The 26,422-nt window shown below is 64.4% G+C and carries 23 protein-coding genes; 17 read left to right on the top strand and 6 right to left on the bottom strand.

The genetic code is table 11. The annotated features are described in order from the left end of the window. The first annotated feature begins 108 nt into the window (after positions 1-108). From DWV00_RS21295 to DWV00_RS21285, 3 genes are read left to right on the top strand one after another with little or no spacing between them, the layout of a single operon-like run. Positions 109-1,167, top strand: coding sequence for an alkene reductase (locus DWV00_RS21295; protein WP_115535604.1), 1,059 nt, complete (start codon positions 109-111; stop codon positions 1,165-1,167). Positions 1,168-1,182: 15 nt separating this feature from the next. Then, the gene (locus DWV00_RS21290) at positions 1,183-1,953 is read left to right on the top strand and encodes an SDR family oxidoreductase (RefSeq protein WP_115535603.1); all 771 of its coding nucleotides are present in this window, start codon (positions 1,183-1,185) and stop codon (positions 1,951-1,953) included. Between the two features lie 7 nt (positions 1,954-1,960). Beyond that, positions 1,961-3,706: a tetratricopeptide repeat protein gene (locus DWV00_RS21285; RefSeq protein WP_115535602.1), complete on the top strand. Its 1,746-nt coding sequence runs from the start codon at positions 1,961-1,963 to the stop codon at positions 3,704-3,706. 53 nt (positions 3,707-3,759) lie between these two features. Here the strand turns inward: DWV00_RS21285 and lhpH are convergent, their stop codons facing one another. Next, positions 3,760-4,767 (bottom strand): trans-3-hydroxy-L-proline dehydratase, encoded by a 1,008-nt coding sequence (gene lhpH, locus DWV00_RS21280; protein ID WP_115535601.1) that lies wholly within the window; start codon positions 4,765-4,767, stop codon positions 3,760-3,762. A gap of 44 nt (positions 4,768-4,811) precedes the next feature. Next, positions 4,812-5,792 carry a transcriptional regulator FtrA gene (gene ftrA / locus DWV00_RS21275; RefSeq protein WP_115535600.1) on the bottom strand — a complete coding sequence of 327 codons (981 nt, stop codon included), beginning with the start codon at positions 5,790-5,792 and terminating at the stop codon, positions 4,812-4,814. Positions 5,793-5,944: 152 nt separating this feature from the next. Between ftrA and DWV00_RS21270 the strand changes: the two genes are divergently transcribed. Beyond that, positions 5,945-6,430, top strand: a complete 486-nt coding sequence (locus DWV00_RS21270; protein ID WP_115535599.1) for a rhodanese-like domain-containing protein — start codon at positions 5,945-5,947, stop codon at positions 6,428-6,430. Here DWV00_RS21270 and dapA read toward each other — a convergent pair. Next, entirely contained in the window at positions 6,384-7,241 is an 858-nt protein-coding gene (gene dapA, locus DWV00_RS21265; RefSeq protein ID WP_115535598.1) for a 4-hydroxy-tetrahydrodipicolinate synthase, read from the bottom strand. The genes DWV00_RS21270 and dapA overlap by 47 nt on opposite strands. A 355-nt stretch (positions 7,242-7,596) precedes the next feature. Here dapA and DWV00_RS21260 point away from each other — a divergent pair, with 355 nt between their 5' ends. After that, complete coding sequence (locus DWV00_RS21260; protein ID WP_115535597.1) at positions 7,597-8,889, top strand: aspartate carbamoyltransferase; 1,293 nt, start codon at positions 7,597-7,599, stop codon at positions 8,887-8,889. Positions 8,890-9,071: 182 nt separating this feature from the next. Continuing rightward, positions 9,072-9,662 carry a nucleotidyltransferase family protein gene (locus tag DWV00_RS21255; protein WP_115535596.1) on the top strand — a complete coding sequence of 197 codons (591 nt, stop codon included), beginning with the start codon at positions 9,072-9,074 and terminating at the stop codon, positions 9,660-9,662. A 95-nt stretch (positions 9,663-9,757) separates the two neighbouring features. Here DWV00_RS21255 and DWV00_RS21250 read toward each other — a convergent pair whose 3' ends face one another. Beyond that, positions 9,758-10,717 (bottom strand): zinc-dependent alcohol dehydrogenase family protein, encoded by a 960-nt coding sequence (locus tag DWV00_RS21250; RefSeq protein WP_245964971.1) that lies wholly within the window; start codon positions 10,715-10,717, stop codon positions 9,758-9,760. A 257-nt stretch (positions 10,718-10,974) separates the two neighbouring features. On the opposite strand from DWV00_RS21250, the gene DWV00_RS21245 reads away from it, so the two are divergent. The 8 genes from DWV00_RS21245 (at position 10,975) to DWV00_RS21215 (ending at position 19,667) form a co-directional block, all read left to right on the top strand. Further along, positions 10,975-11,904, top strand: a complete 930-nt coding sequence (locus DWV00_RS21245; protein ID WP_115535594.1) for a LysR family transcriptional regulator — start codon at positions 10,975-10,977, stop codon at positions 11,902-11,904. Positions 11,905-12,136: 232 nt separating this feature from the next. Continuing rightward, on the top strand, positions 12,137-12,295 hold the full coding sequence (locus DWV00_RS34150) for a hypothetical protein (RefSeq protein ID WP_181885548.1): 159 nt from the start codon (positions 12,137-12,139) through the stop codon (positions 12,293-12,295). A 227-nt stretch (positions 12,296-12,522) separates the two neighbouring features. Then, the gene (locus DWV00_RS21240; protein ID WP_115535681.1) at positions 12,523-14,064 is read left to right on the top strand and encodes a methyl-accepting chemotaxis protein; all 1,542 of its coding nucleotides are present in this window, start codon (positions 12,523-12,525) and stop codon (positions 14,062-14,064) included. Between the two features lie 74 nt (positions 14,065-14,138). Beyond that, a complete protein-coding gene (locus tag DWV00_RS21235; RefSeq protein WP_115535593.1) occupies positions 14,139-15,887 on the top strand; it encodes a peptidoglycan D,D-transpeptidase FtsI family protein in 1,749 nt (582 codons plus the stop codon). 202 nt (positions 15,888-16,089) lie between these two features. Beyond that, positions 16,090-16,293, top strand: coding sequence for a hypothetical protein (locus DWV00_RS21230; RefSeq protein WP_115535592.1), 204 nt, complete (start codon positions 16,090-16,092; stop codon positions 16,291-16,293). 164 nt (positions 16,294-16,457) lie between these two features. Further along, entirely contained in the window at positions 16,458-17,573 is a 1,116-nt protein-coding gene (gene pdhA, locus DWV00_RS21225; protein WP_115535591.1) for a pyruvate dehydrogenase (acetyl-transferring) E1 component subunit alpha, read from the top strand. Further along, a complete protein-coding gene (locus DWV00_RS21220) occupies positions 17,566-18,549 on the top strand; it encodes an alpha-ketoacid dehydrogenase subunit beta (RefSeq protein ID WP_115535590.1) in 984 nt (327 codons plus the stop codon). Before pdhA ends, DWV00_RS21220 begins: the two co-directional genes overlap by 8 nt. Further along, positions 18,546-19,667, top strand: coding sequence for a dihydrolipoamide acetyltransferase family protein (locus DWV00_RS21215; protein WP_115535589.1), 1,122 nt, complete (start codon positions 18,546-18,548; stop codon positions 19,665-19,667). The genes DWV00_RS21220 and DWV00_RS21215 overlap by 4 nt, the downstream gene beginning before the upstream one ends. Before the next feature lie 27 nt (positions 19,668-19,694). Here the strand turns inward: DWV00_RS21215 and DWV00_RS21210 are convergent, their stop codons facing one another. Further along, positions 19,695-21,209, bottom strand: coding sequence for a cryptochrome/photolyase family protein (locus DWV00_RS21210; RefSeq protein ID WP_115535588.1), 1,515 nt, complete (start codon positions 21,207-21,209; stop codon positions 19,695-19,697). Between the two features lie 218 nt (positions 21,210-21,427). Between DWV00_RS21210 and DWV00_RS21205 the strand changes: the two genes are divergently transcribed. Further along, entirely contained in the window at positions 21,428-21,583 is a 156-nt protein-coding gene (locus tag DWV00_RS21205; RefSeq protein ID WP_115535587.1) for a DUF3309 family protein, read from the top strand. A gap of 482 nt (positions 21,584-22,065) precedes the next feature. Here the strand turns inward: DWV00_RS21205 and DWV00_RS21200 are convergent, their stop codons facing one another. Next, positions 22,066-23,367, bottom strand: coding sequence for a UDP-N-acetylglucosamine 1-carboxyvinyltransferase (locus DWV00_RS21200; protein ID WP_115535586.1), 1,302 nt, complete (start codon positions 23,365-23,367; stop codon positions 22,066-22,068). Positions 23,368-23,655: 288 nt separating this feature from the next. Between DWV00_RS21200 and DWV00_RS21195 the strand changes: the two genes are divergently transcribed. Together DWV00_RS21195 and DWV00_RS21190 are read left to right on the top strand one after the other, a co-directional pair. Beyond that, positions 23,656-25,254 (top strand): amidase, encoded by a 1,599-nt coding sequence (locus DWV00_RS21195; RefSeq protein ID WP_115535585.1) that lies wholly within the window; start codon positions 23,656-23,658, stop codon positions 25,252-25,254. 88 nt (positions 25,255-25,342) lie between these two features. Continuing rightward, positions 25,343-25,951, top strand: coding sequence for an IMPACT family protein (locus DWV00_RS21190; RefSeq protein WP_115535584.1), 609 nt, complete (start codon positions 25,343-25,345; stop codon positions 25,949-25,951). Positions 25,952-26,422: the final 471 nt, after the last annotated feature.

Raw genomic sequence — 26,422 nt, 5'->3', positions numbered from 1 at the left:
CGCCACGCTCTGCCCGAACGTTCGCAAGCAGTCCAATCGATTGCATTCACGTTTGCACAGTACCGCGGTCCACGCCCTTGCGTGCCGCGCACATGAGGAAAACTTGCCATGCCTACTTTGTTCGATCCGCTCGTCGTCGGCGACCTGACGCTGCCCAACCGCGTCATCATGGCCCCGCTCACGCGGCAACGCGCCGGCGACGAACGCCTGCCGAACTCGATGATGGCCCAGTACTACGCCGATCGCGCCTCGGCCGGCCTGATTCTCAGCGAAGCGACGTCGGTCACGCCGCAAGGCGTCGGCTATGCCGCCACGCCCGGCATCTGGTCCGACGAGCAAGTGGCCGGATGGAAGATCGTGACCGATGCCGTGCACGCCGCGGGCGGCCGCATCTTCTTGCAGCTCTGGCACGTGGGCCGAATCTCCGATCCGATCTTCCTGAACGGCGAACTGCCCGTGGCCCCCAGCGCGATCGCGCCGAACGGCCATGTGAGCCTCGTGCGTCCGCAGCGTCCGTTCGTCACGCCGCGCGCGCTCGAATTGGATGAAATCCGCCACGTCGTCGCCGCATTCCGCAAGGGCGCGGAGAACGCAAAGGCCGCCGGCTTCGACGGTGTCGAGGTGCACGGCGCGAACGGCTACCTGCTCGACCAGTTCCTGCAAGACAGCACGAACCTGCGTGCCGACGCCTACGGCGGCTCGCTCGAGAACCGCGCACGTCTCTTGCTCGAAGTCGTGGACGAGTGCATCGCGGTTTGGGGCGCCGCACGCGTGGGCGTTCACTTGGCGCCGCGCGGCGATGCGCATACGATGGGCGATTCGAACCCGGCAGAAACGTTCGGGTACGTGGCCCGCGAACTCGGCAAGCGCCGCATCGCGTTCATCGCGGCCCGCGAGTCGCTCGGCGAGAACCGTCTCGGGCCGTCGCTGAAGCAAGCATTCGGCGGCGTCTACATCGCGAACGAAAAGTTCACGAAGGACACGGCGCAGCAAACGCTCGACGCAGGCGAAGCCGATGCCGTCGCCTGGGGCCAGCTCTTCATCGCGAACCCCGATTTGCCGACGCGCTTCAAGCTCGATGCGCCGTTGAACAAACCGAACCCCGAGACGTACTACGCCGCGGGGCCCGTGGGATACGTCGACTACCCCACGCTCGAAACCGCTTGATATAGGGTCTCCAATATGGCTGGCACTTCACATCCCGTCACCAAGGCGATCGTTACCGGGCACACGCGCGGCATCGGTGCCGCGCTCGTCGATGCGTTGCGCGCGCGCGGGATCGACGTGCTCGGCATCGCGAGGTCCCGCCGAGTACCGGCGGCGGCCGATGCGTCCAATCAGGCCGCATTGCCGGGCCGCTTCGACGAAGTCGAACTCGACCTCTCCGACAGCGGCAAGCTCGCGCAGTGGCTCGCCGGGCACACACTCGCCGCGTTCCTGAGCGGCGCCGAGCGCGCCCTGCTCGTCAACAATGCGGGAACGCTCGGCCCCGTTGGGCCGAGCGCCGTGCAGCCGCCAGCCGATATTGCCTCCGCCGTCGCGTTGAACGTCGCCGCGCCGCTCATGCTGGCCGGCGCGTTCTCGGCCGTCACGGCAAACGTGCCCGACCGGCGCATCGCCCACGTGTCGAGCGGCGCCGCGCGCAATCCCTACCCGGGATGGAACATCTACTGCGCGACGAAAGCAGCACTCGATCATCACGCCCGTGCGGCCGCTCTCGATGCCGAGCGCGGACTGCGCGTGGCGAGCGTCGCACCGGGGGTCGTCGATACGGAAATGCAAGGGCAAATCCGAGGGATCGACGAGGCGCGATTCCCGCTGCGCGAGCGCTTCGCCGAAATGAAGCGTTCGGGGCAGTTGACGTCACCCGAGGAAGCCGCAGGTAAATTCGCGGACTACCTGCTCTCCGACACGTTCGGGCAAACGCCGACCGCGGACATCCGGTCGCTATAATCGGTGCATGATCAAGCCCGGCAGCCCACGACACATCGACAATCTGCTTCGCGAGGCCGTCGAGCTTCAGCAAAACGGCGCCCTCGCCGAAGCGGAAACCGTCTATCACGAGATTCTCTCGCTTCGTCCTCGTCATTTCGATGCGCTGCAGTTGCTGGGCGCGTTGGCGCTGCAAGCGAAGCGCTATGACGAAGGGGTCTCGTTCCTAATGCGAGCGCTCGAGATCGACGGGAAGCAAGCCCCCGTGCATTCGAATCTGGCGTTCGCGCTGAACGCTGTTGGCCGACACGACGCGGCGCTCGCCGCGGCCAACCGCGCACTGACCCTCAAGAGCGGTTTCGTCGATGCCCAGAACAATCGCGGTATTGCGCTCGCGGGTTTGAATCGCCCGGACGAAGCGCTCGCCAGCTTCGAGAAAGTGCTCGCTGCCAAGCCCGATTTCCCCGAGGCATGGAGCAACCGCAGTTGCGCGTTGCGCGACCTTGGCTTGCCCGAGGATGCCCTCGCCAGTTGCGACCGGGCGCTCGCCCTGCATCCGAACTACGCCGAGGCCTGGAGCAATCGCGCGAACGCGCTGTCCGATCTCAATCGCCCGCTCGATGCGCAGGCCAGTTACGAACGCGCCTTGGCCGCAATGCCGGGCTTCGCCGATGCTTGGAACAACCTCGGCCTCACGTTCGTCGATATGAATCGGCATGCCGACGCGCTCGCGTGTTACGAGCGCGCAATGAAGCTCACGCCCGATTCCGCCGAGGTCCACTGGAATCGTGCGCTCTGCTTGCTGCAAACGGGCGATCTCGCGGCCGGCTTCGCCGAGTACGAGTGGCGTTGGCAGCGCAAGCGTATCGCGCCAAGCCGGCGCGCGTTCGACGTGCCGCTATGGCTCGGCGACGCCCCGCTCGCGGGAAAAACGATCCTGCTTCACGCCGAGCAAGGTCTTGGCGATACGCTGCAGTTCTGCCGCTATGCCGCGCTCGTGGCGAAGCAAGGCGCTCGCGTCGTACTCGAAGTACAGCCTGAATTGAAGCGCTTGCTCACCGGGCTCGCGGGCGTCGACGAACTCGTGACTGCCGGCGAGCCGCTGCCCGCGTTCGACTTTCATTGCCCGCTCTTGAGCTTGCCGCTCGCGCTGGGCACGATCGCATCGACGATCCCGGCCGATACGCCGTACCTGTTCGCCGACGCGCAAGCCTCGGCGCAATGGCGGGTCCGTATCGAGGAAGCGGTGCCGCGAAACGCGCTGAAAGTCGGCTTGGTCTGGGCTGGCGGCCATCGCCCTCATGTGCCGGAGTTGCGCAAAAACGATGCGCGCAGATCGCTCGGCGTCGATCGCTTCGCACCGATCATGGAAGTGCCAGGCGTGCAATTCTTCAGCCTGCAAAAAGGCGAGAAGGCCGTGCAACAACTAAGCGCGATGCGCGAGCGCCATGAAGCAAGCCGGCATGTGATCGACTGGACCGAGCAGCTTACCGATTTCGCCGATACGGCGGCGCTCGTCGACAACCTGGATCTCATCATCTCCGTCGATACGTCGACGGCCCACCTGGCCGGCGCGATGAACAAGCCCGTGTGGATCTTGAACCGGCTGGATACCTGCTGGCGCTGGATGCTCGAGCGCGAGGACACCCCTTGGTATCCGAGCGCGCGCCTTTTCCGTCAGCCGACGCTCGGCGATTGGGATAGCGTGATCGAAAGGATCACGCTTGCGTTGGGCGCACGTGCCTCGACCGTAGCGGGCGGCGACGCTCGCTGAAGCGAGCGGGCCGGTATCGACGCCCGAGTCTTATAACGATCGACGCCGAAGCCTCAACGCACGAGGAACCCGTACGTCAGCGGATCGCGCTCGTCGATGATCCATTGGGCAAAGCCGCAGATATAGGCTTCTCCCTCTACCTCGGGAATTACGGCGGGGATTCCCTGAACTGACGTCTCTTTCAGCACTCGGCCCTTGAAAACCGTGCCGACGATCGATTCGTTCACTAGCGTTTCGCCTGCCTTCAGTTCGCCACGCTGGTACAGCTGCGCGACGCGTCCTCCCGTCCCCGATCCCGTAGGCGAGCGATCGACTTCGCGGTCCGCGAACACGCAGCAGTTCGCCTGGGTGGAGCCGGGATGCCGCGGCTCGTTCGCGATGATCGTGCCGTAGATATGGTTGATCTCCGGAATTTCCGGGTGCTGTACGGGGAAAGCCTTGTTTGCGGCTTCCTTCACCTCCGCGCCGAAGCGGATGAGCTGCTCTACCGCCGATTCGCGAACCGGCAGGCCGAACGGAGCGCCGTCCACATAGAAATAGAACGCGCCGCCGTAAGCGATATCGCCCGTGACCTTTCCGAAAGTCGGCGTCTCGACGGTTACGTCGCGCTTCCAGAGGAAAGACGGGACGTTCACGAAGCGAACGGTGCCAGCATGCTCGCCGTCCCACTTCACGAACGCTTCGATGAAGCCACACGGCGCATCGATACCGACCCGCGTTTCGGGCGTCGTCCGTTGCACCCAGCCCAGCTCGACGGCTGCGGTCGATAGTGCAATGACACCGTGCCCGCAATGATCGCTATACCCCTCGTTGTGCAGGAAAATCACGCCGAAATCGGCGCCGGGCGACACGGGCTCGGTGAGATACCCCCCGTACATATCCGCATGACCGCGCGGCTCGAACATGAGCGCGCGGCGAATCTGGTCGGCGTTTTCCTTGAGCCATGCGCGGCGCTGAACGATCGTCGCCCCGGGCAGACGCGGCAAGCCGCTCGTGACGATACGAAACGCTTCGCCGCCGGTATGAACCTCAACGGTAGAAATAGTGCGAGTGGGTTTCATGAGTGATCTTCCCTCGGTCAGTTGCCTAGGCGTTGTTTACGAATTCAAGCGCTTTTGAGCGCACCGTGCTGGCGCGCAAATTGCAGCCGATACGCGGCCGGGCTCGTCATGGCGATGCGCCGGAAATGCCGGCGCATCGACTCCTCCGAGCCGAACCCGGCCCGCTCCGCGATGACGCCGATCGACAAGCGCGGCCGCGTTTCCAGCATGTCTTTGGCCAGCGCGATGCGTTCGCGTATCAGCCACTCGTAGGGGCCGAATCCGGTCGCCTCGCGAAAGCGCCTTTGCAACGTTCTCCCGCTCATCGACGCGCGCTGCGCCAGCGATTCGACGGTATGCGCCGACGCCGCGTGCGCACGCATCCAATCGATCAAGCGCGCCAGGCGTCCTCCGTCGTTTTCGGGCGGCATCGGCCGCGGAACGAACTGCGCCTGCCCGCCGTCGCGATGCGGCGGCACGACGAGCCGCTGCGCCACGCGATTGGCCACGGCCCCGCCATAATCGCGGCGCACGAGATGCAGCAGCATGTCGAGCCCGGCCGCGGATCCGGCCGAGGTCACTATCGCCCCTTCGTCGACGTAGAGCGCATCGGGTGCAACGTGTAACGCCGGATATCGCGCTTGCAGCTTCTGTGCATAGCGCCAGTGCGTGGTCACGGTCTTACCGTCGAGTGCGCCGGCCGCGGCGAGAACGAACACGCCCGAACAAATAGAGCAAAGCCTCGCTCCACGGCGCGCTGCCGCGCGCAGCTTGCGCAGCAGCGGCTCGGGGGGCGGCTCGTCCGCATCGCGCCAGCCAGGGATGACGATTGTGTCGGCACGATCGAGCAGCTTGAGGGTATGCGGCGCGGACAGCGTGACTCCGCCGGCCGCACGAATCGGTCCGTCCTCGGCGGCGCACACGGCGAAGCGATACCACTCCACGCCCAGTTCCGGACGCGGCAGCGCGAACAGTTCGACCACGCAGCCGAACTCAAAGGTGCAAAGCCGATCGTATGCGACGGCTACGACGAGATGAGAGTCCATGGCGCGATGTTACCGGAGGTTGTCGATTACGCCACTGCCTTCCGTGACGATGAATGGCAATAATGCCCATACGCATCGACGATCCCTAAACGAACGGTCAGCGATCCGAACGATCGGCGACTCGCTAACTCATCACCAATAAAGAGGCAATCATGGGTACTCTATCGTCCGTCATCGCCGTTGCACCCGCGCCCAGCGAAGCCGCCCTCGCGCACTTCGAGTCGAGCCTGCGTTTCGAAACGGATTGCGCCGACGTCCACGACGCGCTCGTCGTCAAGGGCCTGGCCGATTTCGTCCTACTCGATGTACGCAGCCCGTCGCTGTTCGCCGCGGGGCACGTGCCGGGCGCGGTCAACTTGCCGCACGGCAAGATCATCGCCTCCAAGCTCACCCAATACGCACCCGACACCGTCTTCGTGACGTATTGCGCGGGACCGCACTGCAACGGCGCGACGCGTGGCGCGATCCGTTTGGCGAAGCTCGGCCGCCCCGTGAAGATCATGATCGGCGGTATCACGGGCTGGCTGGACGAAGGCTTCACGCTGGCGACCGAAGCCGACGCGGCACCCTCGCCCCCGCCCGCTGCATGGGTCACACCGTTAACAACGCGGCCAGCTCACGAGAGAGCGCCTCGCTAGCGGGCATCATCGGTGCACGCAATTCGTTGGCGATCCAGCCTTCCGCCGCCAGCGCAGCCTTCACCGGCGCGGGGTTCGGTTCGGACGCCAGCGCGCGCAGCAGCGGCGCCAGTTCGTGATAAATCGCGCGGCCTTGCTCGAGATCGCCGCGGGCCAGTGCCCGATGCATCGCGACGAAACGCTCGGTGCGCACGTGAGCCGTCGCGGCAATTGCACCGGCTCCCCCCATGCACATCGACGTGAACATCGCGTCGTCGTTGCCCGCCAAGACTCGGAGCCGTCCGTCGAGGATCAATGCCAGCGTCGTCTCGGGCGAGCACGCGCAATCCTTGATCGCCTCGATGCGAGGATGAGCGGCGAGCGCGAGCAGCGTGTCGAGTTCGATCCGCACACCGGTCCGGTACGGAATGTCGTAGATGACGATGGGCTTCGCGCTTGCCTCGGCCAGCGTCGAAAAATAATCGGCGATGCCGGCTTGGGACGGCCGGATGTAATACGGCGCGGCAATCAGCACGCCGTCGATCGGCCGATCGCCGAGCCACGAGACGCGCTCGCGCACCGCAACCGTTTGGTTGCCCGACACGCCCGCGATCACGGGCAGGCCTTCCGCCGCTCGCAGTATCGTCGCAAGCACGGCGTCTTGCTCCTCGTCCGACATCGCCGCCGGCTCGCCCGTCGTACCGAGCGCGGCGAAACCGGCCACGCCCGCGTCGCGATAGCGGGCGACGAGCGCGGCCAGCGCGCGATGATCGACCGCGCCCGCCTGAAACGGCGTCACGAGCGGAATCCAAATACCGGAAAAAATCGACATTACTTCACCTCGAAACGTGACCGAATCGAATCCGAGGGAGGCGCCGGGGAGGCTGGAGATAAAAAGAAATGCGGCTGCTGCCGTCCCGTCGCGCGTCCGACGGGCACAGTGCACCGGTCAGACGTGCGGCTGTTTTTTCTCTTTGGAAACGGCAAGCGCGGCGCCCCGGCTGCACAGACTGTGCAAACCGAGCAGTGCGGCAACCAACGCGAAATAAACGGGGCTCGTTTCCATTCGGTGCAGTGTACAGGGCCGATGCGCGTGCCGCCAACAGTTTCTCCAGGTATTTCTTGACTTCTGCTTCGGGCGAAGTACTATACGCAGCGCGCATATACCACCCGACCGAGGCCCGCCCATGACCGTCCCCCAGCAAGCCTTCCTCCGCGACGCGATGCGCCGCATGAACATGACGCGCGAAGCATTCGCCAACCGTATCGGCGTGAGCCGCCGGGCTTTAGATACATGGCTTCTGCCCGAAGATTCGCAAGAATCGCGCTCGATGCCCGAGATCGTCGGACGCTTCGTCTCCGAGATCGTCGTCAACAGCGCGCGCGACGAAGGATATACGCAAAGCGTAGATTCCGCGCCGCTGGCAAGCCGGATCCTGTTCGAAGGCAAGGCGCAGCTGCTGTCGGTCGATCAGTTCTCGCGCGAATCGGTAGAAGCGCTCTTTCGCGTGGCCGACGTCATGCAGCCGATCGCGCGGCGGCAAAAGATTTCGCGCGTGCTCGAAGGCGCGGTGCTCGGCAATCTGTTCTTCGAAGCGAGCACGCGCACGCGCGTCTCGTTCGGCGCGGCGTTCTGCCGGCTCGGCGGATCGGTGTGCGACACGACGGGTTTCACGTTCTCGTCGATGGCGAAAGGCGAATCGATCTACGACACGAGCCGTGTCATGAGCGGCTATGTCGACGCGCTCGTCGTTCGGCATCCCGAGCAAGGATCGGTGGCCGAATTCGCCCGCGCGACCAATCTGCCCGTAATCAACGGGGGCGACGGGCCCGGCGAGCACCCGAGCCAGGCCCTGCTCGATCTCTATACGATCCAGCGCGAGTTTTCGCGGCTCGGCAAGATCGTCGACGGCGCGCATATCGCGCTCGTCGGCGATCTCAAGTACGGCCGCACGGTGCACTCGCTCGTGAAACTGCTCGCGCTCTATCGCGGCATCAAGTTCACGCTGATCTCGCCGCCCACGCTCGAGATGCCCGCCTACATCGTCGATCAGATCTCCCGCAACGGCCACGTCGTGGAACAGTCGAGCGATCTGGACAAAGGCCTGCGCGGCGCCGACGTCGTCTACGCCACGCGCATTCAAAAAGAACGCTTCACCGACGAATCGTTCGAAGGCTACACGCCCGATTTTCAAATCAATGAGGCGCTCGTCGATGCAACGTGCGGACGCGACACGCTGATCATGCACCCGCTGCCGCGCGACAGCCGTCCCGGCGCGAACGATCTGAGCACCGATCTCAATCACGATCCGCGGCTGGCAATCTTCCGCCAAACCGACAACGGGATTCCGGTCCGGATGGCGATTTTCGCGGTGCTGCTCGGCGTCGATCACCTCGTGCAACATTCGATGCGCGATGCGGCCTGGCGCCCGCCCGCCTACCTCGGGCCGGACGACGCGGTGTTTCACGGCGTCGATTGACTCGCAATCGACACATCGTTCGCAAACGCTCGAGCCTAGTCCGGCTCGAGCGCGTTGCACGAGCGGGCCTAGTGCGGCGCAGCCCACGCGCATGTGCGGATGCCGCTTGCAACGCCGAGAAGACGCACTGCACAATCCGACCACGCTTTCGTTTTCGTTTCCGCTCAGCACGGGCCGCCACTATGACCTATGCCTCATCCACCACGGCACTGCTGCTCGCCGCGGGTCTCGGTACGCGCTTCGATCCCTCGGGCATTCAAAGCAAGCTGCTGGCGCCGCTCGCCGACGGCACGCCCGTCGCGTGCGCCTCCGCCCGCGCGTTGCTGACGATCCTGCCGCACGTCACCGCCGTGGTGCGCCCCGGTGCCGAGGCGCTCGCGCACGCACTCAACGACGCGGGATGCGACGTCGTATTTTCGGCCGACGCCGAACGCGGGATGGGTGCGAGCCTGGCCGCCGGCGTGCGCGCCACGGAAGAGGCGGAAGGATGGATCGTCGCGCTGGCCGACATGCCGTGGATTGCGCCCGCCACGATAGAGGAGATCGCACGGCGCGTCGATTCGGGCGCGTCGGTCGTTGCACCGCTCTACCGCGGACGGCGCGGACACCCGGTCGGCTTCGGCGCCATGCATCGCGAGGCGCTGTCGTCGCTCGACGGCGACGTCGGCGCGCGACGCATCCTTGAAACCGCGGATGTCACGTTGATCGACGTCGACGACGCGGGCGTGCTGGCCGACATCGATACCTATGCCGACTTGCTCCGCCAACGATAGCGAGCTCGCAGTTTCAGCTTCCGCTTCGACTTCGGCCTCAACTGCGCCCCGCCTTCGATGCACGCGGCGCATCGCGCCTTTGCGTTCAGCAATGCCTAGCTCACCTTGACGACGATCTTGCCGAACGCGCCGCGCTTGAGGTGCGCCAGCGCCTCGGGCAACCGGTCGAAGCCGTAGCACTCGTCGACGACGGGCTCGAGTTCGATGGAATCGACCGCCCTCACGAGTTCTTCGAGCGCGCGCCGATGTCCCACGCCGACGCCTTGTATCACCGGTCTCGTCAAAAACGACGGGACGCTCGGAAACGTCATTGCATACTCGCCCAGCACGCCGATCAGCGAAATGCGACCGCCCTGCCGCAGCGCCGCGAGCGAGCGGCCTAGATTGTCGCCGCCGGCGAGTTCGAGGATGTGGTCGACGCCGCGGGCGCCCGTATATTCGCGCGCTGGGATGTCCCACCTCGGATGAGCCGTCCGATCGATCGCGCAGGATGCGCCGAGTGCCAGCGCACGACGCCGCTTTTCGTCGCTCCCGGTCGTCACGATAACTTGCGCGCCATGGGCGCGTGCCAACTGCAGCCCGAACAGCGCGACGCCGCCCGTGCCTTGCACCAGTACGGTTTGCCCCGCCCGCAAACCACCCTTCTCGATCAGCGCGAACCAGGCCGTCAACCCCGCGCATGGCAGCGTGCTGGCCCGCACGGCATCGAGCGTGCGCGGCGCATGAACGAGCCAATCCTCATGCAGCACGACATATTGCGCCAGCACACCGGGCAACGAGCCGCCGAGCACGCGCGCCTCGGCCGGCCAATCGCCGTCGAGCCACCCCGCCCAAAACGTGCCCAGCACGACATCCGACTTTTGGAAACGCGTCACGCGCGATCCTGTCGCAACGACACGGCCCGCGAGATCCGAGCCCGGCGTCAAGGGGAACGGCATCGCCGCGCCCTCTTCACCCTCGATTACGCCGATGTCGCGGAAATTGAGCGACACGGCCTCGACGCGCACGAGTACCTCGTGTTCTCCAGGCGCCGGAATCGGTGCGGTCGTCAGCATCAAGTTCCGCATCCCGGGGCTGGTCACGGTCCATTGCTTCATGGCTGAAGCTGAAGCCGGGGTCGGGGCCGGGACCGTGGCCGCATTCTCATTGGTATTCGCCGATCGATTCATGTTCGTCTTCCTCATTCAAGGTTCGATGAGGAAAAGCTTAGAGGAGACGAAACTTCTTCAGTGACGGCAAAATTTCGTTAGATTGTAGATATTCAGGAACCAATTCAACATCCAATATCCTTTCATCACGCAGAAGGACGATCATGACCGATCGACTGGCCGGCATCTCCGCCTTTGTCCAAGCTGCCGAAGCGGGCAGCTTCGCACTGGCTGCCGAGCGGCTGCATCTGACTCGCTCGGCCGTCGGCAAGAGCATCGCGCGACTCGAAGAACGCATGGGCACGCGGCTCTTCTTGCGCACCACGCGCCGTCAAACCTTGACGGCCGACGGGCAAGCGCTTTACGACCACTGCGTTCGCGCGCTGGCCGAACTCGACGCCGGCGAAGCAGCGCTGAGTGCCGCGCGCGTTTCGCCGCAGGGTCGTCTCCATGTCAGTGCCCCCGTGCTGTTCGGCCGCCGCTGCGTCGCGCCGGTCCTGCTCGAATTGGCCTCGCGCTATCCGAAGCTCGAATTGCAGATGAGCTTCACGGACCGGGTGGTCGATCTCGTCAACGAAAACATCGATCTCGTCCTACGCAGCGGATCGTTGCGTCAGGCCCCGGCAGACCTCGTCGCCCGCAAGCTGGGCGAGCAGACCATGACGCTATGCGCCAGTCCTGCCTATCTCGCGCGCCACGGCACGCCGCAAACGGTTGCCGAACTTGCGGGGCACCATGGTGTGCTTTATGCCGCGGGCAGGCGCGAAGCCGTGTGGCCGCTCACCGACCACACGGCTTCGATGCGTACGATCGCGATAAAACCGAGGCTTCGCTTCGACGATTTGGAAACGATCGTCGCTGCCGTCAAAGCCGGCGCGGGCCTGGCACGACTCCCGTGCTGGCTCGTCGCGGACGATGTGCGCGGCGGATCGCTCGTGCGCGTGCTGGCGGACACGCCGGGGCCGCGCATCGACATTCATCTTGCCTGGCGCCGCACGCGGCATTTGCCTACGCGCGTGCGCGTCGCCATCGACATGCTCGCGGAACGCCTGCCGCCCATATTGGCGAAGGGATCTAGGGGCGCGCAACTCTGATAACGGACAAAGGGCAAAGTGCGATCGTGCGGAAAGACCACGCGCGTTTGGCGGCCTGTGCGGGCACGCTGCATGCTTACCGCGGCTGCCCGTGCGGCAGACGGCTCCACCCTTTGATCTCAATGCGGGCGGACCGAAATGGCGCACGCGGCACCGATGGATAGCGTATAAAAGAAATAAGCCTCGACGCCGTCTCGGATGTGCCCACCCCTGTTACGGATACGCATACGCCATGGACTACCGCATGCATACCGCGCCGATTCCCGATCCCCTCGCCGACCCGACGCGCGATCCCGAAGGCGAACCGGTGATTCCCCCCACGCCCGGCCACCACAACGACGAGCCGCAACGCCCGGAGGGCCCGCCGGACAAGAACCCGTCGCAACGATAACGGTAAGCCATCTGAAAAACAGCTGGAAAACTGCCGATGTCCGGGGCATGGCGCTGCCATAACGCCAACGAAATGCCCGTAATCAGGGTTTCTCCCTCTGCGCCGCTTGACCGCATCAGTCGATAGACCGGCAACGCGCGGCTTCGCCTCGATAAAATGCGAAATTGAGAAATCGTCATACGAAGCCGCTCACTGACCGACCTATCGAGAGCGACTTAATGCAGAAAATGACCCTGAATCAACGGCTTGGATCGATGATCGCGGTGCTATGGGCCGGGCTCATCCTCATCGGCATAGCCGGCGTTTGGCAAAACCGCACGTCGATGATGGACGATCGTAAGGGTCAGCTCGTCGCGCTCGTGCAGCAAGCGGACAGCGTCGCGAAGCACTACTACGATGCGGCTCAACAGCACGCGATGAGCGAAGACGACGCCAAAAAACAAGCGCTCGCCGCGATCGCGATGCTGCGCTACGGCACGGACGGCTACTTCACCGTCAACAATTCGCAGGCGGTCATGCTCATGCACCCGATCAAGCCCGAATTGATCGGCAAGGACTTGTCCGGTTTCACGGATCCAACCGGCGACCATCTGTTCCTCGACATCGTCAAAGCGGCCGAGCAGGATAACGGCGGCTTCGTCCATTATCTGTGGTCCAAACCAGGCAGCGAGGTCCCGGTGGCAAAGCTGTCGTACACGCTGCGGTTCGCGCCGTGGGATTGGGACATTCTCACCGGCATGTACATGGACGACCTCAACGCCGCGTTCATTTCGAACACGATACGTTGGGTGGCCATCATCGGCGTGCTCGGCCTGATTGCCACCGCCGCGATGGTGCTCGTGCTGCGCAGCGTGCGCCGCGGGCTCGGCGGCGATCTGGAGGTGGCTGTCGACACGGCTCGGCGCATCGCCGAAGGCGACCTCACCGCGCGCATCCCGGTCACGAATAATGACGATACGAGCCTGATGGCCATGCTCGCGCACATGCAATCGGGCCTCGCGCATGCGGTCCAGCGTGTACGCACAGGCACGGAAAACATCAACGTCGGCGCGAGCGAAATCGCCGCCGGCAATACCGATTTGTCGCAGCGCACCGAACAGCAAGCGGCTGCCCTCGTCCAAACGGCGTCGAGCATGGATGAAATGACGACGAACGTGAAGATGAACGCCGACAGCGCTTCGCAGGCCGCGAAGCTCGCCGAACAGGCCGCGGGCGTCGCCACGCGCGGGAGCAGCGTCGTCGACGATGTCGTGCGCACGATGCACGAGATCACGTCGAGTTCGCAAAAGATCGGCGACATCATCGGCGTGATCGACGGCATCGCGTTCCAAACCAATATTCTCGCGCTCAATGCCGCCGTGGAAGCCGCTCGAGCCGGCGAACAGGGCCGCGGCTTCGCCGTCGTCGCATCGGAAGTGCGCAGCCTGGCGCAGCGTTCAGCCACGGCCGCGAAGGAAATCAAGGCGTTGATCGAAACGTCGACGAACACGGTCGACCAAGGCGCCGCGCTCGTGGCGAACGCGGGCTCGACGATGGGTGAAATCGTGCAATCGGTGCGCCGTGTCAACGAGATCCTCGAAGAAATCAGCCATGCGTCGCGCGAGCAGAGCGCGGGCATCGAGCAGGTGAACCGTGCCGTGGGCGAGATGGATAAAGTGACGCAGCAGAACGCGGCACTCGTCGAGGAAGCGGCGGCCGCCGCGCAATCGCTGAAGGATCAGGCGGGCGTGCTGCGCGAGGCGATTTCGGGGTTCTCGCTGCCGGCGTAAGGAATGATTCTTACCAATTGATTACAATGCGGGCGTCGCGCCGTTAGGCGCTTTACTTCACCGACGCCCGCTCAATGACCGAATCGAACCGGAGACACCCCACTCCGTATTCGTCCCGCTCCCTTGCCGACGACGACTTGATTGCCCCCCGTTGGCATCCGAAGCGTTCGGCCTGCGTCATGGCGGTGGTGACACTCGCTTTCGTCGGTCTCATCGCGCGCGCCGGTTGGGTACAAATCGTCGAGCACGAGTTTCACGTCGCGCAGGGCGAAAAACGGCATCGGCAAATGCTCGCACTCGAAGCGAAACGCGGGCCCATCGTCGACCGTCACGGCGCCCTGCTCGCCGTCAGCCTGACCACGTATGAAATTTGGGCCGAGCCCAAGCGGATCGATCCCGCAGCCGTCGAGCCGCTGGCGAAAGCGCTTGCCCTTTCTCCCACGCAACTGCGTGAGCGGCTCGATTCGGCACGCACCCACGCTCTACTGAAGCGTCACGTCGATTCGCAAACGGCGACCCGGATTGCCGATCTCGGCGTAGCGGGCATCACGCAGGTCGCATCGTCGGAGCGCTTCTACCCTGAGGGCGAATCGGCGGCGCACGTCGTGGGGCTGACCGATGTCGACGACGTCGGGCAAGAAGGCGTCGAATTGGCCGCGAACGAACTGCTGACCGGAGAACCGGGCGAACGGGAAGTCATCCGCGACCGGCTCGGGCGCGTCGTGTCGGATCTGCGTCCGCTCGTGCCCGCGCACCCCGGGCAAACCGTCCGGCTCACGATCGATCGGCGCATCCAGCAACTCGCGTTCGCCCAGCTCAAAGCCGCGCTCGAACGCCATCGCGCGCAGGCGGGCAGCGTCGTCGTGCTCGACGCTAGGACGGGGGAGATACTCGCGCTGGCCAATGCGCCGTCGTTCGACCCGAACGCCCGCGCGGGACTCACCCCAAACACGATGCGCAATCGCGCGGTCGTCGATACATTCGAACCCGGTTCGACGATCAAACCGCTCGCTATCGCGACTGCGCTCGATGCCGGAAAGGTTCATCCCGGCACGCTCGTCGACACGGCCCCCGGCCGCTACCGGATCGGGCCGAATACGATACACGACACGTCCAACCACGGCACCGTCAGCGTGGCGCAGGCGCTCGCGACATCGAGCAACATCGCGCTAGCCAAGATTGCTTTGACGCTGCCGGCCGAAACACTTTGGCGTGCCTATCGCCAGTACGGCATCGGGCTCGCCCCGCCGTTGCCGTTTCCGGGCGCCGCCGCGGGAAAGCTGAGGCCGTGGGAACGCTGGCGGCCAGTCGAGCAGGCGACGATGGGCTATGGCTACGGCCTTTCGACGTCGCTGCTGCAAATGGCACAAGCCTATACGGCGTTGGCCGGCGACGGCACGCTGAGGCCCGTCGCCCTGATCGCGCAAGAAGAGAACGCTGCGCCGGCATCGACATCGGCAACCGGCGCCGCGCGCGCGACGACCGAATCCAGCGCCGCGGCGCTACGCACGATGCTGGAAGCCGCGACCCTCGCGGGCGGCACCGGACGCGCCGCCCACGTCGAAGGCTATCGAGTGGGCGGCAAGACGGGCACGGCTTGGAAGCATGCCGGAACCGGCTACGCCAAGAACCGATACCGTTCGCTGTTCGTCGGCATCGCGCCGATCGACGCGCCTCGCCTCATCGTCGCCGTGATGATCGACGATCCGACGAGTCGATCGTATTACGGCGGCGCCGTTGCAGGCCCGGTGTTTTCCGCGGTGGCCGGGGGGGCATTGCAATTGCTCGGTGTGCCGCCAAGCGCACCGGCGCCCGACGCCTGAGCCGCACCGCGGATCGGGTCCTTAAAGATCGTCTCGCGCTTTGCTCTCGGATGCCTACAATCGATTGAGCGTCCCGCATCCTAGTCGTGCGCCGGCACGCAATCCTCGGCGGAATGTCCGCTGCCTACCTAATTCTTGGGGCGCCGCGCCTGGTCGCATCGGATGTCGTTCGCGCTCGCGCGGGCCTTGTCGGGAGAAAACGATGAAAGAAACAGCCAACGGCGATGTCACCGCATTCGTTCAAACCGCCGAGCATCAGGGCGGCTACGTGTGGGTGCTCACGCTCGTCGATTTTGCCGCCCGCGAAGTCAAACGCTCGCTCGTATCCGACGACACCTACTCCACGAGCGCCGCCGCGCGCGATGCCGGCAACGCGCGCTTGCAGGGCATGGCCGCGGACGCTTGACCGGCGCTTGCACCGATGTGCCCGTGGCAATGCATGAGGCCGCATCCGTCTGCATGCACGCGCATGGCGATGACCCCAACTTGTTTTCAATCGCAAACGTACTAACGTTTGAGGGAGAACAAAGGTAGCGCCCGAATGCGAGACGCTCATCGAGGATATCGATCATGACGACGGTCGCCCGCTTTCAAATCGAGTACACCCAATTTCTCGATGCTGACGGCGTACCGACGCAGCCCCTGCCGGAATTCGCCAAGGACCCCAACCTGTTGTCGGGGTTCTATCGCGCGATGGTGCTGACGCGCGCGTTCGACGCGAAAGCCGTTGCACTACAGCGCACGGGCAAGCTCGGCACGTTTGCGTCTTCCGTGGGGCAAGAGGCGATCGGCGTGGGGCTCGCGTCGGCCATGCGGGCCGAGGACGCTTTGTTTCCCTCCTATCGCGATCATGCGGCGCAATTGCTGCGCGGCGTCACCATGGCGGAAAGCCTGCTCTATTGGGGCGGCGACGAGCGAGGCAGCTGCTTCGCCGCGGCGCCGCACGATTTTCCGAATTGCGTTCCGATCGGCACGCAGCTCTGCCATGCGGCCGGGGCCGCCTTTGCGTTCCGGCTTCGCGGCGAAGCCCGCGCGGCGGTCGCGATCGTCGGCGACGGCGGTACGTCGAAGGGCGACGTCTACGAAGCAATGAACATGGCCGGCGGCTGGCAAGCGCCGCTGGTCATCCTCGTCAACAACAATCAGTGGGCCATTTCGGTGCCGCGCGCTAAGCAAACGGCTGCGCAAACCCTGGCGCAAAAGGCGATCGCGGCCGGTATCGAAGGGCGTCAAGTCGACGGCAACGACGTGATCGCCGTCCATGAAGCCGCGCGCGAGGCGCTCGACAAAGCGCGCCGCGGCGAGGGCCCCACCGTGATCGAAGCGTTGAGCTACCGCCTCGGCGACCACACGACGGCCGACGATGCGACGCGTTATCGCGATCCCGAACTCGTGGCCCAAGCGTGGCTGGCGGAACCGATCGTGCGTCTGCGCAAATATCTGGCGTCGCTCGGCGCGTGGGACAAAGCGCGTGAAGATGCGCTCAATCAGGAGTGCCAACGAAAAGTCGACGCGGCCGTGCAAACTTATCTGGCCGTTGCCCCGCCCGATGTGTCGGCCATGTTCGACCATCTCTATGCGTCCCTGCCGCATGCCATGAACGAGCAGTTGGAGACGGCGCGGCATTTCGCGAACCATGCAAACCATGCGAACCACGGAAACGATAAGGAGCACGGGCATGGCTGACCTCGCGCTGGTCGAAGCCGTCAATCTGGCGCTGGCCCATTCGCTCGAGCACGATCCGTCCGTGGTGCTGCTGGGCGAAGACATCGGCGCGAACGGCGGCGTGTTTCGCGCGACGCTCGGTCTACAGGCGCGCTTCGGTGCACAGCGCGTGCTCGACACGCCGCTTGCCGAAACCGGCATCGCGGGTACGGCGATCGGCATGGCCGCAATGGGCCTGCATCCCGTTGCCGAGATTCAATTTACGGGTTTCATCTATCCGATCGTCGATCAGGTGCTCAATCACGCGGCGCGCTTGCGCCATCGCACGCGCGGCCGGCTCACGTGCCCGCTCGTGATTCGCTCGCCCTGCGGCGCGGGCATCCATGCGCCCGAACACCATTCGGAAAGCCCCGAGGCGCTGTTCGCCCATATGCCGGGGCTGCGCGTCGTCATGCCTTCATCGCCCGCGCGAGCCTATGGGTTGTTGCTGGCAGCGATCCGCGACCCCGACCCGGTGATCTTTCTCGAACCGACGCGGCTCTACCGTTTGTTCAAACAAAGTGTCGAAGACAACGGCGAAGCACTGCCGCTCGACACGTGCTTCACGCTGCGCGAAGGCACCGACGTCACGCTCGTTGCGTGGGGCGCCATGATTCAGGAAGTACTGAGGGCCGCGGATCAATTGGCCGCGGACGGCATCGCCGCCGAAGTCATCGATGTCGCCACCCTCAAACCGCTCGACATCGACACGATCTTGGCGTCCGTCGCCAAGACGGGCCGTTGCGTCATCGTGCACGAGGCGCCGCGTACTTGCGGCCTCGGCGCGGAGATCGCGGCCGCGATTGCCGAACGCGGACTCTATTCGCTACTCGCGCCGATCGAGCGCGTGACCGGGTACGACGTGGTCGTCCCGCTATTTAGGCTCGAGGCACAGTACATCCCGAGCGTCGCGCGGATCTTGAGCGCCGTTAGAAAAACGCTTGAGGCGTCAACATGAACATTTTCAAGCTGCCCGATCTCGGAGAAGGCCTGCAAGAGGCGGAGATCGTCGAATGGCATGTGAAGACCGGCGATCAAGTGGGCGCCGATCAACCGTTGGTGTCGGTCGAAACGGCGAAGGCGATCGTCGATATTCCGTCGCCGCAGACGGGGCGCATCGCGAAGCTTTACGGCAATAAAGGCGATATCGTCCATTTGGGCGCGGCGCTGGTCGGCTTCGAAGGCGAAGGCGGCGCGGCCGATACGGGCACGGTGGTTGGGCGCATGGAAACGAGCGAGCATGTCGTGCGTGAAGATGCGGCCAGCTTCGCCGCACCCACGGGGTCCCGCGTCGGCACGACGGCCGTGAAGGCGACACCTGCCGTGCGCGCGCTGGCCCGCAAGCTGGACATCGACGTGACGATGGTGATGCCGACGGGGCCCGATGGGATCGTGACGTCCAGCGACGTCGAACGCACCGCAAAGCTGCTGGCGGAGCTTGGGCCGCCCGAGGCGCTGCGCGGCGTGCGGCGCGCGATGGCACAGAACATGGCGCAAGCGCAAAGCGAAGTGGCCGCGGCCACGGTCATCGACGACGCCGACATCGATGCGTGGGGGCCTGGCGGGGACGTGACAGTTCGCTTGATTCGTGCACTCGTGGCGGGCTGTCGCGCGCAGCCGGGGCTCAATTCGTGGTTCGACGGGCGCACCGCGAGACGGCGCATTTTGATGAAGATCGACGTGGGCATTGCCGTCGATTTGCCGGATGGGTTGTTCGTGCCGGTATTGCGCGACGTTGCTCATCGAGACGCGGCCGACTTACGTGCGGGACTCGATCGGATGCGTGCGGACGTGAAAGCGCGCAAGATTCCGCCCGAGGAAATGCGCGGCAATACGATCACGCTCTCAAACTTTGGGATGATTGCCGGTAAATATGCGGCGCCGATTGTCGTGCCGCCGACGGTGGCCATCTTAGGGGCCGGGCGTGTGCATGATGCCGTTGTCGCATGCGATGGAAAGCCGGCCGTGCACGCGATATTGCCGCTAAGTTTGACGTTCGATCATCGTGTGGTGACAGGCGGCGAGGCCGCGAGGTTTTTAGCGGCAGTGATCGGGGATTTGGAATCTAAAACTTAAAGTTCTTCGCCGATCGCTCGACCACCCCTAGGACTTCCCCCTCGCTCCCGTAGCGCGGTACCGAGCGAGCGTCACCTCCCTAGCCTTCGCATGATCGACGATCGGCGGCGGATAGTCGCGCCCCAGCACGAAGCCGACCTCGGCCAATTGCTCGGGCGCGGCAAGCCACGGCGCATGAACGAACTTCGCCGGCACCGCCTCGAGTTCAGGCACATATCGCTTGATGAATCGCCCCTCCGGGTCGTACTCCTTCGATTGCGTCACCGGGTTGAAGATACGAAACCACGGCTGTGCATCGCATCCCGTGGAGGCCGCCCACTGCCACCCGCCGTTGTTCGCGGCGAAGTCGAAGTCGTTGAGCCACTGCTCGAAGTGTGCTTCGCCGCGCCGCCAATCGATCCCGAGATCCTTTGCAAGGAAGCTGGCCGTCACCATCCGCAAGCGGTTATGCATGTAGCCGGTCTGCACGAGCTGGCGCATGCCCGCATCGACAAGCGGATACCCTGTCCTTCCTTCACGCCACGCATCGAAATCCGCATCGGCTTGCGGCCCCGTCTCCCATCGCAACGCATCGTACTCGGGCTTGAACGATGCCCCGCTCGCGAGTTGCGGGTTCATCGCGAGCACCATGAAGAAGAATTCCCGCCAAATGAGTTCGGACAACCAAGTACTTGCTCCGCCGCCGCGCGGCCGGAGCGTCAAGTCGTGCGCCGTCCGCACGAGACTGCGGATGGAGATCGTCCCGAAGCGCAGGTGCGTCGATAGATAGCTGGGGCCCTTCACGGACGGGAAATTACGCTGCTCGTCATAGCGATCGATGCGCTCGATGAAATCGTCGAGCAATCGCGCGGCACCGCTCATGCCGGTCGGCAACTTCAGCGCCGGCAAATCGCTCGGCGCAAAGCCGAGATCCTTCAAGCTAGGCCGTTGCGCCCGCATCGAATCCGGCGGCGCGCCAAGCTGGCCGCGCCGGGCGCCGACCTCGTAAGGCGCGACGTCGGCCGGCGCAAGGCGCAGCAACCATGCGCGCTTATAAGGCGTAAAGACCGTATAGGGGCCACCCTGCTTATTAAGAATCTCGTCACGCTCGAATATCACCTGATCTTTGAACGTGACGAACTCTCGCCCGGCCGCTTTCAGCTTTCGACCGACAGCCTCGTCACGCGCGATCGCCGCAGGCTCGTAGTCGCGATTGGCAAACACCGTATCGACACCAAGCTGTTCCGCCAATCGCGGAATGCAATCGGTCGGATCGCCATGCATGACGATCAGCCCACCGCCCTGCTTTTGCAGCGCACGATCGAGTTCGACGAGCGCAGCAAGAATGAAATCGATGCGGCGATCGGCGGGCGTCCCGCTATGCCGCCCCGCGCGTTTGCACCGCAACAGAGGGGCGAGGATCGTCGTATCGAACACGAACGCGCACCAGACTCGGTCGGCCGACGCAAGGGCGCGGCTCAAGGCCGCATGATCGTCGCAGCGCAAGTCGCGGCGAAACCAAACAAGCGCACTGCTCGCATTCACGGCATGTCCCCCGCCCAAGCAGCGTAATGAAGATCCCACATGTTGCGATATACCGTCACAACGTATTCCGTTTGTAATGTCGACGAAGCTGCGACTATAGCGGCGCGTTGCCCGAAGGTCCAAACCCTCGCCCGCTCGGGCACCTGACGGCCACCAACCCGCGAGGCATACAAGTTGCGAATCGAACCGGAAGCGGCTCGAACCGCGAATATTCAAACATACCCAGGGAGGGCGGCATGTTAGGCACCATCTTGCTCATCATCCTCATCCTGCTTCTGATCGGCGCAGTCCCGGCTTGGCCGCACAGTCGCGGCTGGGGTTACGGGCCGAGCGGCGGTCTCGGGCTCATCGTCATCATCGTGGTCATTCTGGTGGTATTGGGCCGAATATAGAGGCGGGTGATCGCGGCGCTTGCGGCCAGCTGCAGCAAGCGCCGTGCGGCGAATGCGAGAATCGGCGAGAATCGCGGGACCTCACCACTAGGACGCGCGATGATCGCCCGATCGCGCCCGCTGAAGATGCGGTACTTGGCTGCCGCCCAAGCATTCATACTGCTATCGCTCGCACCAGCGACGGTCACGATGGCCCATGCCGGCGAACCGCCGGTCGAATCGAACACCCAACGCCGAGCTAGGGCCCGATGCTCGAAGGGTTCGACTACCCCTAACGAGTTCGACCGAATCGCCCCCCCGACCCTGCTCATGATCGGCGACAAAGACTCGACCGCTATAGGCAATGATTCGGCGCGCGCGAGTGATCGTTTGTTTGGGGCGACCGAGCCGATCAATCCGCTATCGCCCACTGCGTGGATTGCGCTCCGCTCGCGCGCCTGCACCGCACTGCACGTGCGGTGCTATAGGCGGCTAGTGGCCGGTCAATCGCTCTTGGTCCACTCCACGTTCGCGCCGACCGAGCGCAGGTTCTCGACGAACCGCGGATGGGCTCGCCGGATCGGCAATGCGTTCATGATGACCGAACGCCCTTCGATGCTCGAGGCCACCATGAGCAGCGCGATGGCGACGCGAATGATATAGGGGCTCTCGACCTTGGCCGGAGTCAAGGGAATGCCGCCGAACGTGATGAGCCGGTGCGGATCCGACAGGAACACGTGCGCACCGAACTTCGACAATTCGACCGACCACCCCATCGCGCCGTCGTACACCTTGTTCCAAAACATCGCACTGCCTTCGGCACGCACGCCGAGCGCGATGAAGATCGGCAGCAGATCGACCGGCAGATAAGGCCAAGGCGCTGCCTCGACCTTCGTGAGGATGTTCGGCGTAAACGGACGGCGCACACGCAGCGGGCCTTCGCGATGCGCGCGCGACCAGCCGTCGCGATGGACCAAGTCGACGCCGAACTTCGCGAACGTGCGGTCGATCAGCGGAAACTGCTCCGGCGCGCTGTTCTTGACGGCGATGTCGCCGCCCGTGATCGCGCCCAATGCCAAGAACGTCGCGATCTCGTGGAAGTCTTCGCTGAAGCGGAACTCGCCGCCGCCGAGCCGGTGGCCCCCTTCGACGACGAGCCGCGAGGTACCAATGCCTTCCACCGGTACGCCGAGCATCGCGATGAAGCGGCAAAACTCCTGCACGTGCGGCTCCGAGGCGGCGTTGACGAGCGTCGAGGTGCCTGATGCGCTCGCCGCGCACAAAACGAAGTTCTCGGTGGTGGTGACCGACGCGTAGTCGAGCCAATGATCGTTCGCCGCCATGCTCTTGCGCGCGCGCACGATCAGGGAATCGGGCGTGCGCTCGACGTGCGCGCCGAAACGCTCGAATACCTCGACGTGCGGATCGATCTCGCGCACGCCGAGTGTGCAGCCTTTCACGTCGTTTTCAAGCCTCGCCACGCCGAAACGGGCGAGCAGCGGCGGAACGAGCATGATCGACGAGCGCATCTCCTCGGGCAAATGATGCTTGACCGGATCGAACGTGGTGGCGTGATGATGCAGATCGAGGATTCCTGTCGAGAAATCCATCGACACCTCGCTGCCGAGCGCGCGAAAGATATCGAGAATTTTCTTGACGTCGGTGATTTCGGGCACGCCGACTAGGCGCAGCGGCTGGTCGGTCAGCAGGGTCGCGCAGAGAATCGGCAGAACGGCGTTCTTGTTGGCGGACGGCGTGATCTCTCCGCGAAGCGGGAGGCCGCCATGGACGATCAGATCGGACATATTCAGGGCAAAACAGATGAATGGGGCGTGGCTGAGAAACGCAGGCGCATATCATGCCATCGTCCGGCCGACGATGGACGGGAATCTTGCTGAAGAAATCCGCAATTGCCAATTTCGCTTTTGGCGCCCGATAATCTCACACCTTGCGCCGCTTTCCTCATACGGAGCGGGCTCGGCCCGCGCAGCCACCCTGCATCGCCATCCATCGAGAATGTCCGCATCGCCCGGTGAATCCCCGGCACGGCTGCCGCACAACGATAACTAAACCACAACTAAAAAGGCCGTTCCATGCAACGTCGCCGCTTTTTTGCCTCGATTGGCTTGCTCGCCACCGCTGCCTCCGCGCAGCGGGCGATGGCAATCTCCGCCACCACTCCCGGAAAGCCGAGCCGGAGATCCAAGCCCGAACCTTTCATGCCCACGGAACCCGCCGCGGCCGATTCGTCCAGCGATGCGCTACGCGCCGCGCACGCCCGCATCGAGGCGATCGATCGCAAGGGTCCGCGCTTGAACAGCATCATCGAATTGAACCCCGATGCATCGGCGATCGCACGCGGCCTCGACGAGGAGCGCCGCGCGGGCAAAACACGCGGGCCCTTGCATGGCGTGCTGGTTGCCGTCAAAGACAATGTCGCGACGGGCGATGCGATGTCGACGAGTGCCGGGTCGCTGGCGCTCGACAGCGTGCACGCGACCCGCGATGCGCATCTGATCGGGCGTCTGCGCGAAGCGGGTGCCGTCATCGTCGGCAAAACGAACTTGAGCGAATGGGCCAACATCCGCTCGACCCGCGCAACGAGCGGATGGAGTGGACGCGGCGGCCTCACGCGCAACCCTCATGCGCTCGACCGCAATACGAGCGGATCGAGTTCGGGCTCGGCCGCCGCCGTTGCGGCCGGACTCGTGCCGATGGCCGTGGGGACCGAAACCGACGGGTCGATCGTCTCGCCCTCGTCGATCAACGGCGTGGTCGGGCTCAAGCCGACGGTCGGCCGCGTGAGCCGCGACGGGATCGTCCCGATTTCCCATACACAAGATACGGCGGGGCCGATCGCCCGCACCGTGCTCGACGCCGCGCGTTTGCTGGCGGCGATGGCCGGCCCCGACCCGCGCGATCCGGCCACGCTCGGCGCGCCGCCGCCCGAAGACTATGTCGCCGCCTTGAACAAAGACGCGTTGCGCGGTGCCCGCATTGGGATCGCGCGCGCGTTCTTCACCGGCCACGACGAAATCGATCAGGAGACCGAGCGCGCGCTCGCGCAGCTCATCGTGCTCGGCGCCGAACTGGTCGATCCGATCGATTTGCCGAAGGTCGATTACGGCGATGCCGAACAAGCCGTGTTGCTGCATGAGTTCAAACATGATTTGCCGCTGTGGCTGGCCACGTTCGCCCCTCATGCTCCCGTGCGCGACCTGGCGGATCTGATTGCCTTCAACGAAGCGCATCGCGACAAAGAAATGCCCTACTTCGGGCAGGAGTTGTTCACGCAAGCGCAGGCGCTCGGCGGCTTGACGAGCGACGCTTATCTGCGCGCGCTCGATGCGTGCCGCAAGGGATCGCGAGACAATGGCCTCGATCGCGTGATGCGCGAGCATCGGCTCGACGCGATCGTCGCTCCGACCGGCGGCACGGCTTGGCTCACCGATTTCATCAACGGCGACAGCGCCGGCGACGGCTTTTCGACGCCCGCGGCCGTGGCCGGCTACCCGCATCTGACCGTGCCTTCCGGATTCGTGCGCGGACTGCCGATCGGTCTGTCGTTCGTGGGGGCGCCTTGGAGCGAAGCTCGGCTGCTTGCGCTCGGCTATGCGTTCGAGCAGGCAACCGCATGGCGGCGCGATCCGAGCTATCTCGCGTCGACGAGCGTGCCGCAAATGCGAACTTGAGTGCCGGGTGCTTTTGTATCAAGCACTTACATAGCCTACGAGCAAGTTATTCACAGCTTTGCCAACATAAACTGGGGATAAGTTCGTTTTGCCCACCTTCACGCTTGCCGGCCCTGTTACCGCCGAACTTGAAATCCGCAAGAGCCGCTTCATCGGACATGCGATCCCTGTCGCGGACCGCGACGCCGCAATGCAGGCGTTGCGCATTCTGCGCGAAGCGCACCCGAGCGCCACGCACGTCTGCTGGGCGTTGCTCGCGGGCGGGCAATCGGGCATGTCCGACGACGGCGAACCCTCGGGCACGGCCGGCCGGCCGATTCTCGAGGTGTTGCGCCATCACGATCTGGACGGCGTGCTGGCAGCCGTCGTGCGGTACTACGGCGGCGTGAAACTCGGCGCGGGCGGGCTTGTGCGCGCCTATACCGATGCGATCGCGAGCGCCCTTCAGGAGGCGCGGCGCATCGAGCGAATCGCTCTGGCGGCGCTCACGATCGAAATCGACTATGCGGACGAGGCGCGGGTCCGGCGATGGATCGAGCAGGAAGGGGCCGAACTCGTCGGCAGCGCCTATGAGATGTCGGTACGCCTTGTATTGCGTATGCCCGCGACAAAGCGGGACGCCGGGCGCGACGCCCTGCGCGATCTGACACAGGGCCGCGCGGTTTTTCCCGAAAGCGACCGCGGCGAAGATCTTTGATGCCGATGAGGCGCGCTGCCCGCTCCGTCCGCGCGCCGGCATGAACGCACGCCCCTCAATCTTTCATTTTCATTTCATCGGCGATGAGCCTCGGCTCATCGCTGTCGATCTCTCCGCCCTCCGAATACCCGCAACCGCTTTGGCGCTGCCCTATCGGACGAATTGAGTGCAAAAACGCACTCCTTTCCTCCAATTGGTTCGTGGTGGGCGGGTCTACACTGCTTTCCATGGAGCAAGACATCAGCTCCATCCACGGAGCCCTCGCGAAGCGACGTGGTCTGTAAAAGTTGATGCAGTAGCTGGATCGAAGTTGCAGGAATTCCTCTCAGCACCCAGGGTAATCGCTGAAAGGTCTCGAAACCGGGGTTCGGGCAGTGCGTTGTAGCAGTTGGCAGGACCGAGTAGTCAGCAGTACCTGGCAGTTCGAAGCAGTTAGCAGTTCGAAGCACCTAGCAGTTCGAAGCACCTAGC

This window comes from Trinickia dinghuensis (assembly GCF_003367175.1).
GTDB lineage: Bacteria > Pseudomonadota > Gammaproteobacteria > Burkholderiales > Burkholderiaceae > Trinickia > Trinickia dinghuensis.
Note: the sequence above shows the minus strand (reverse complement) of the source record. Positions and strands in the feature narration are given on the sequence as shown.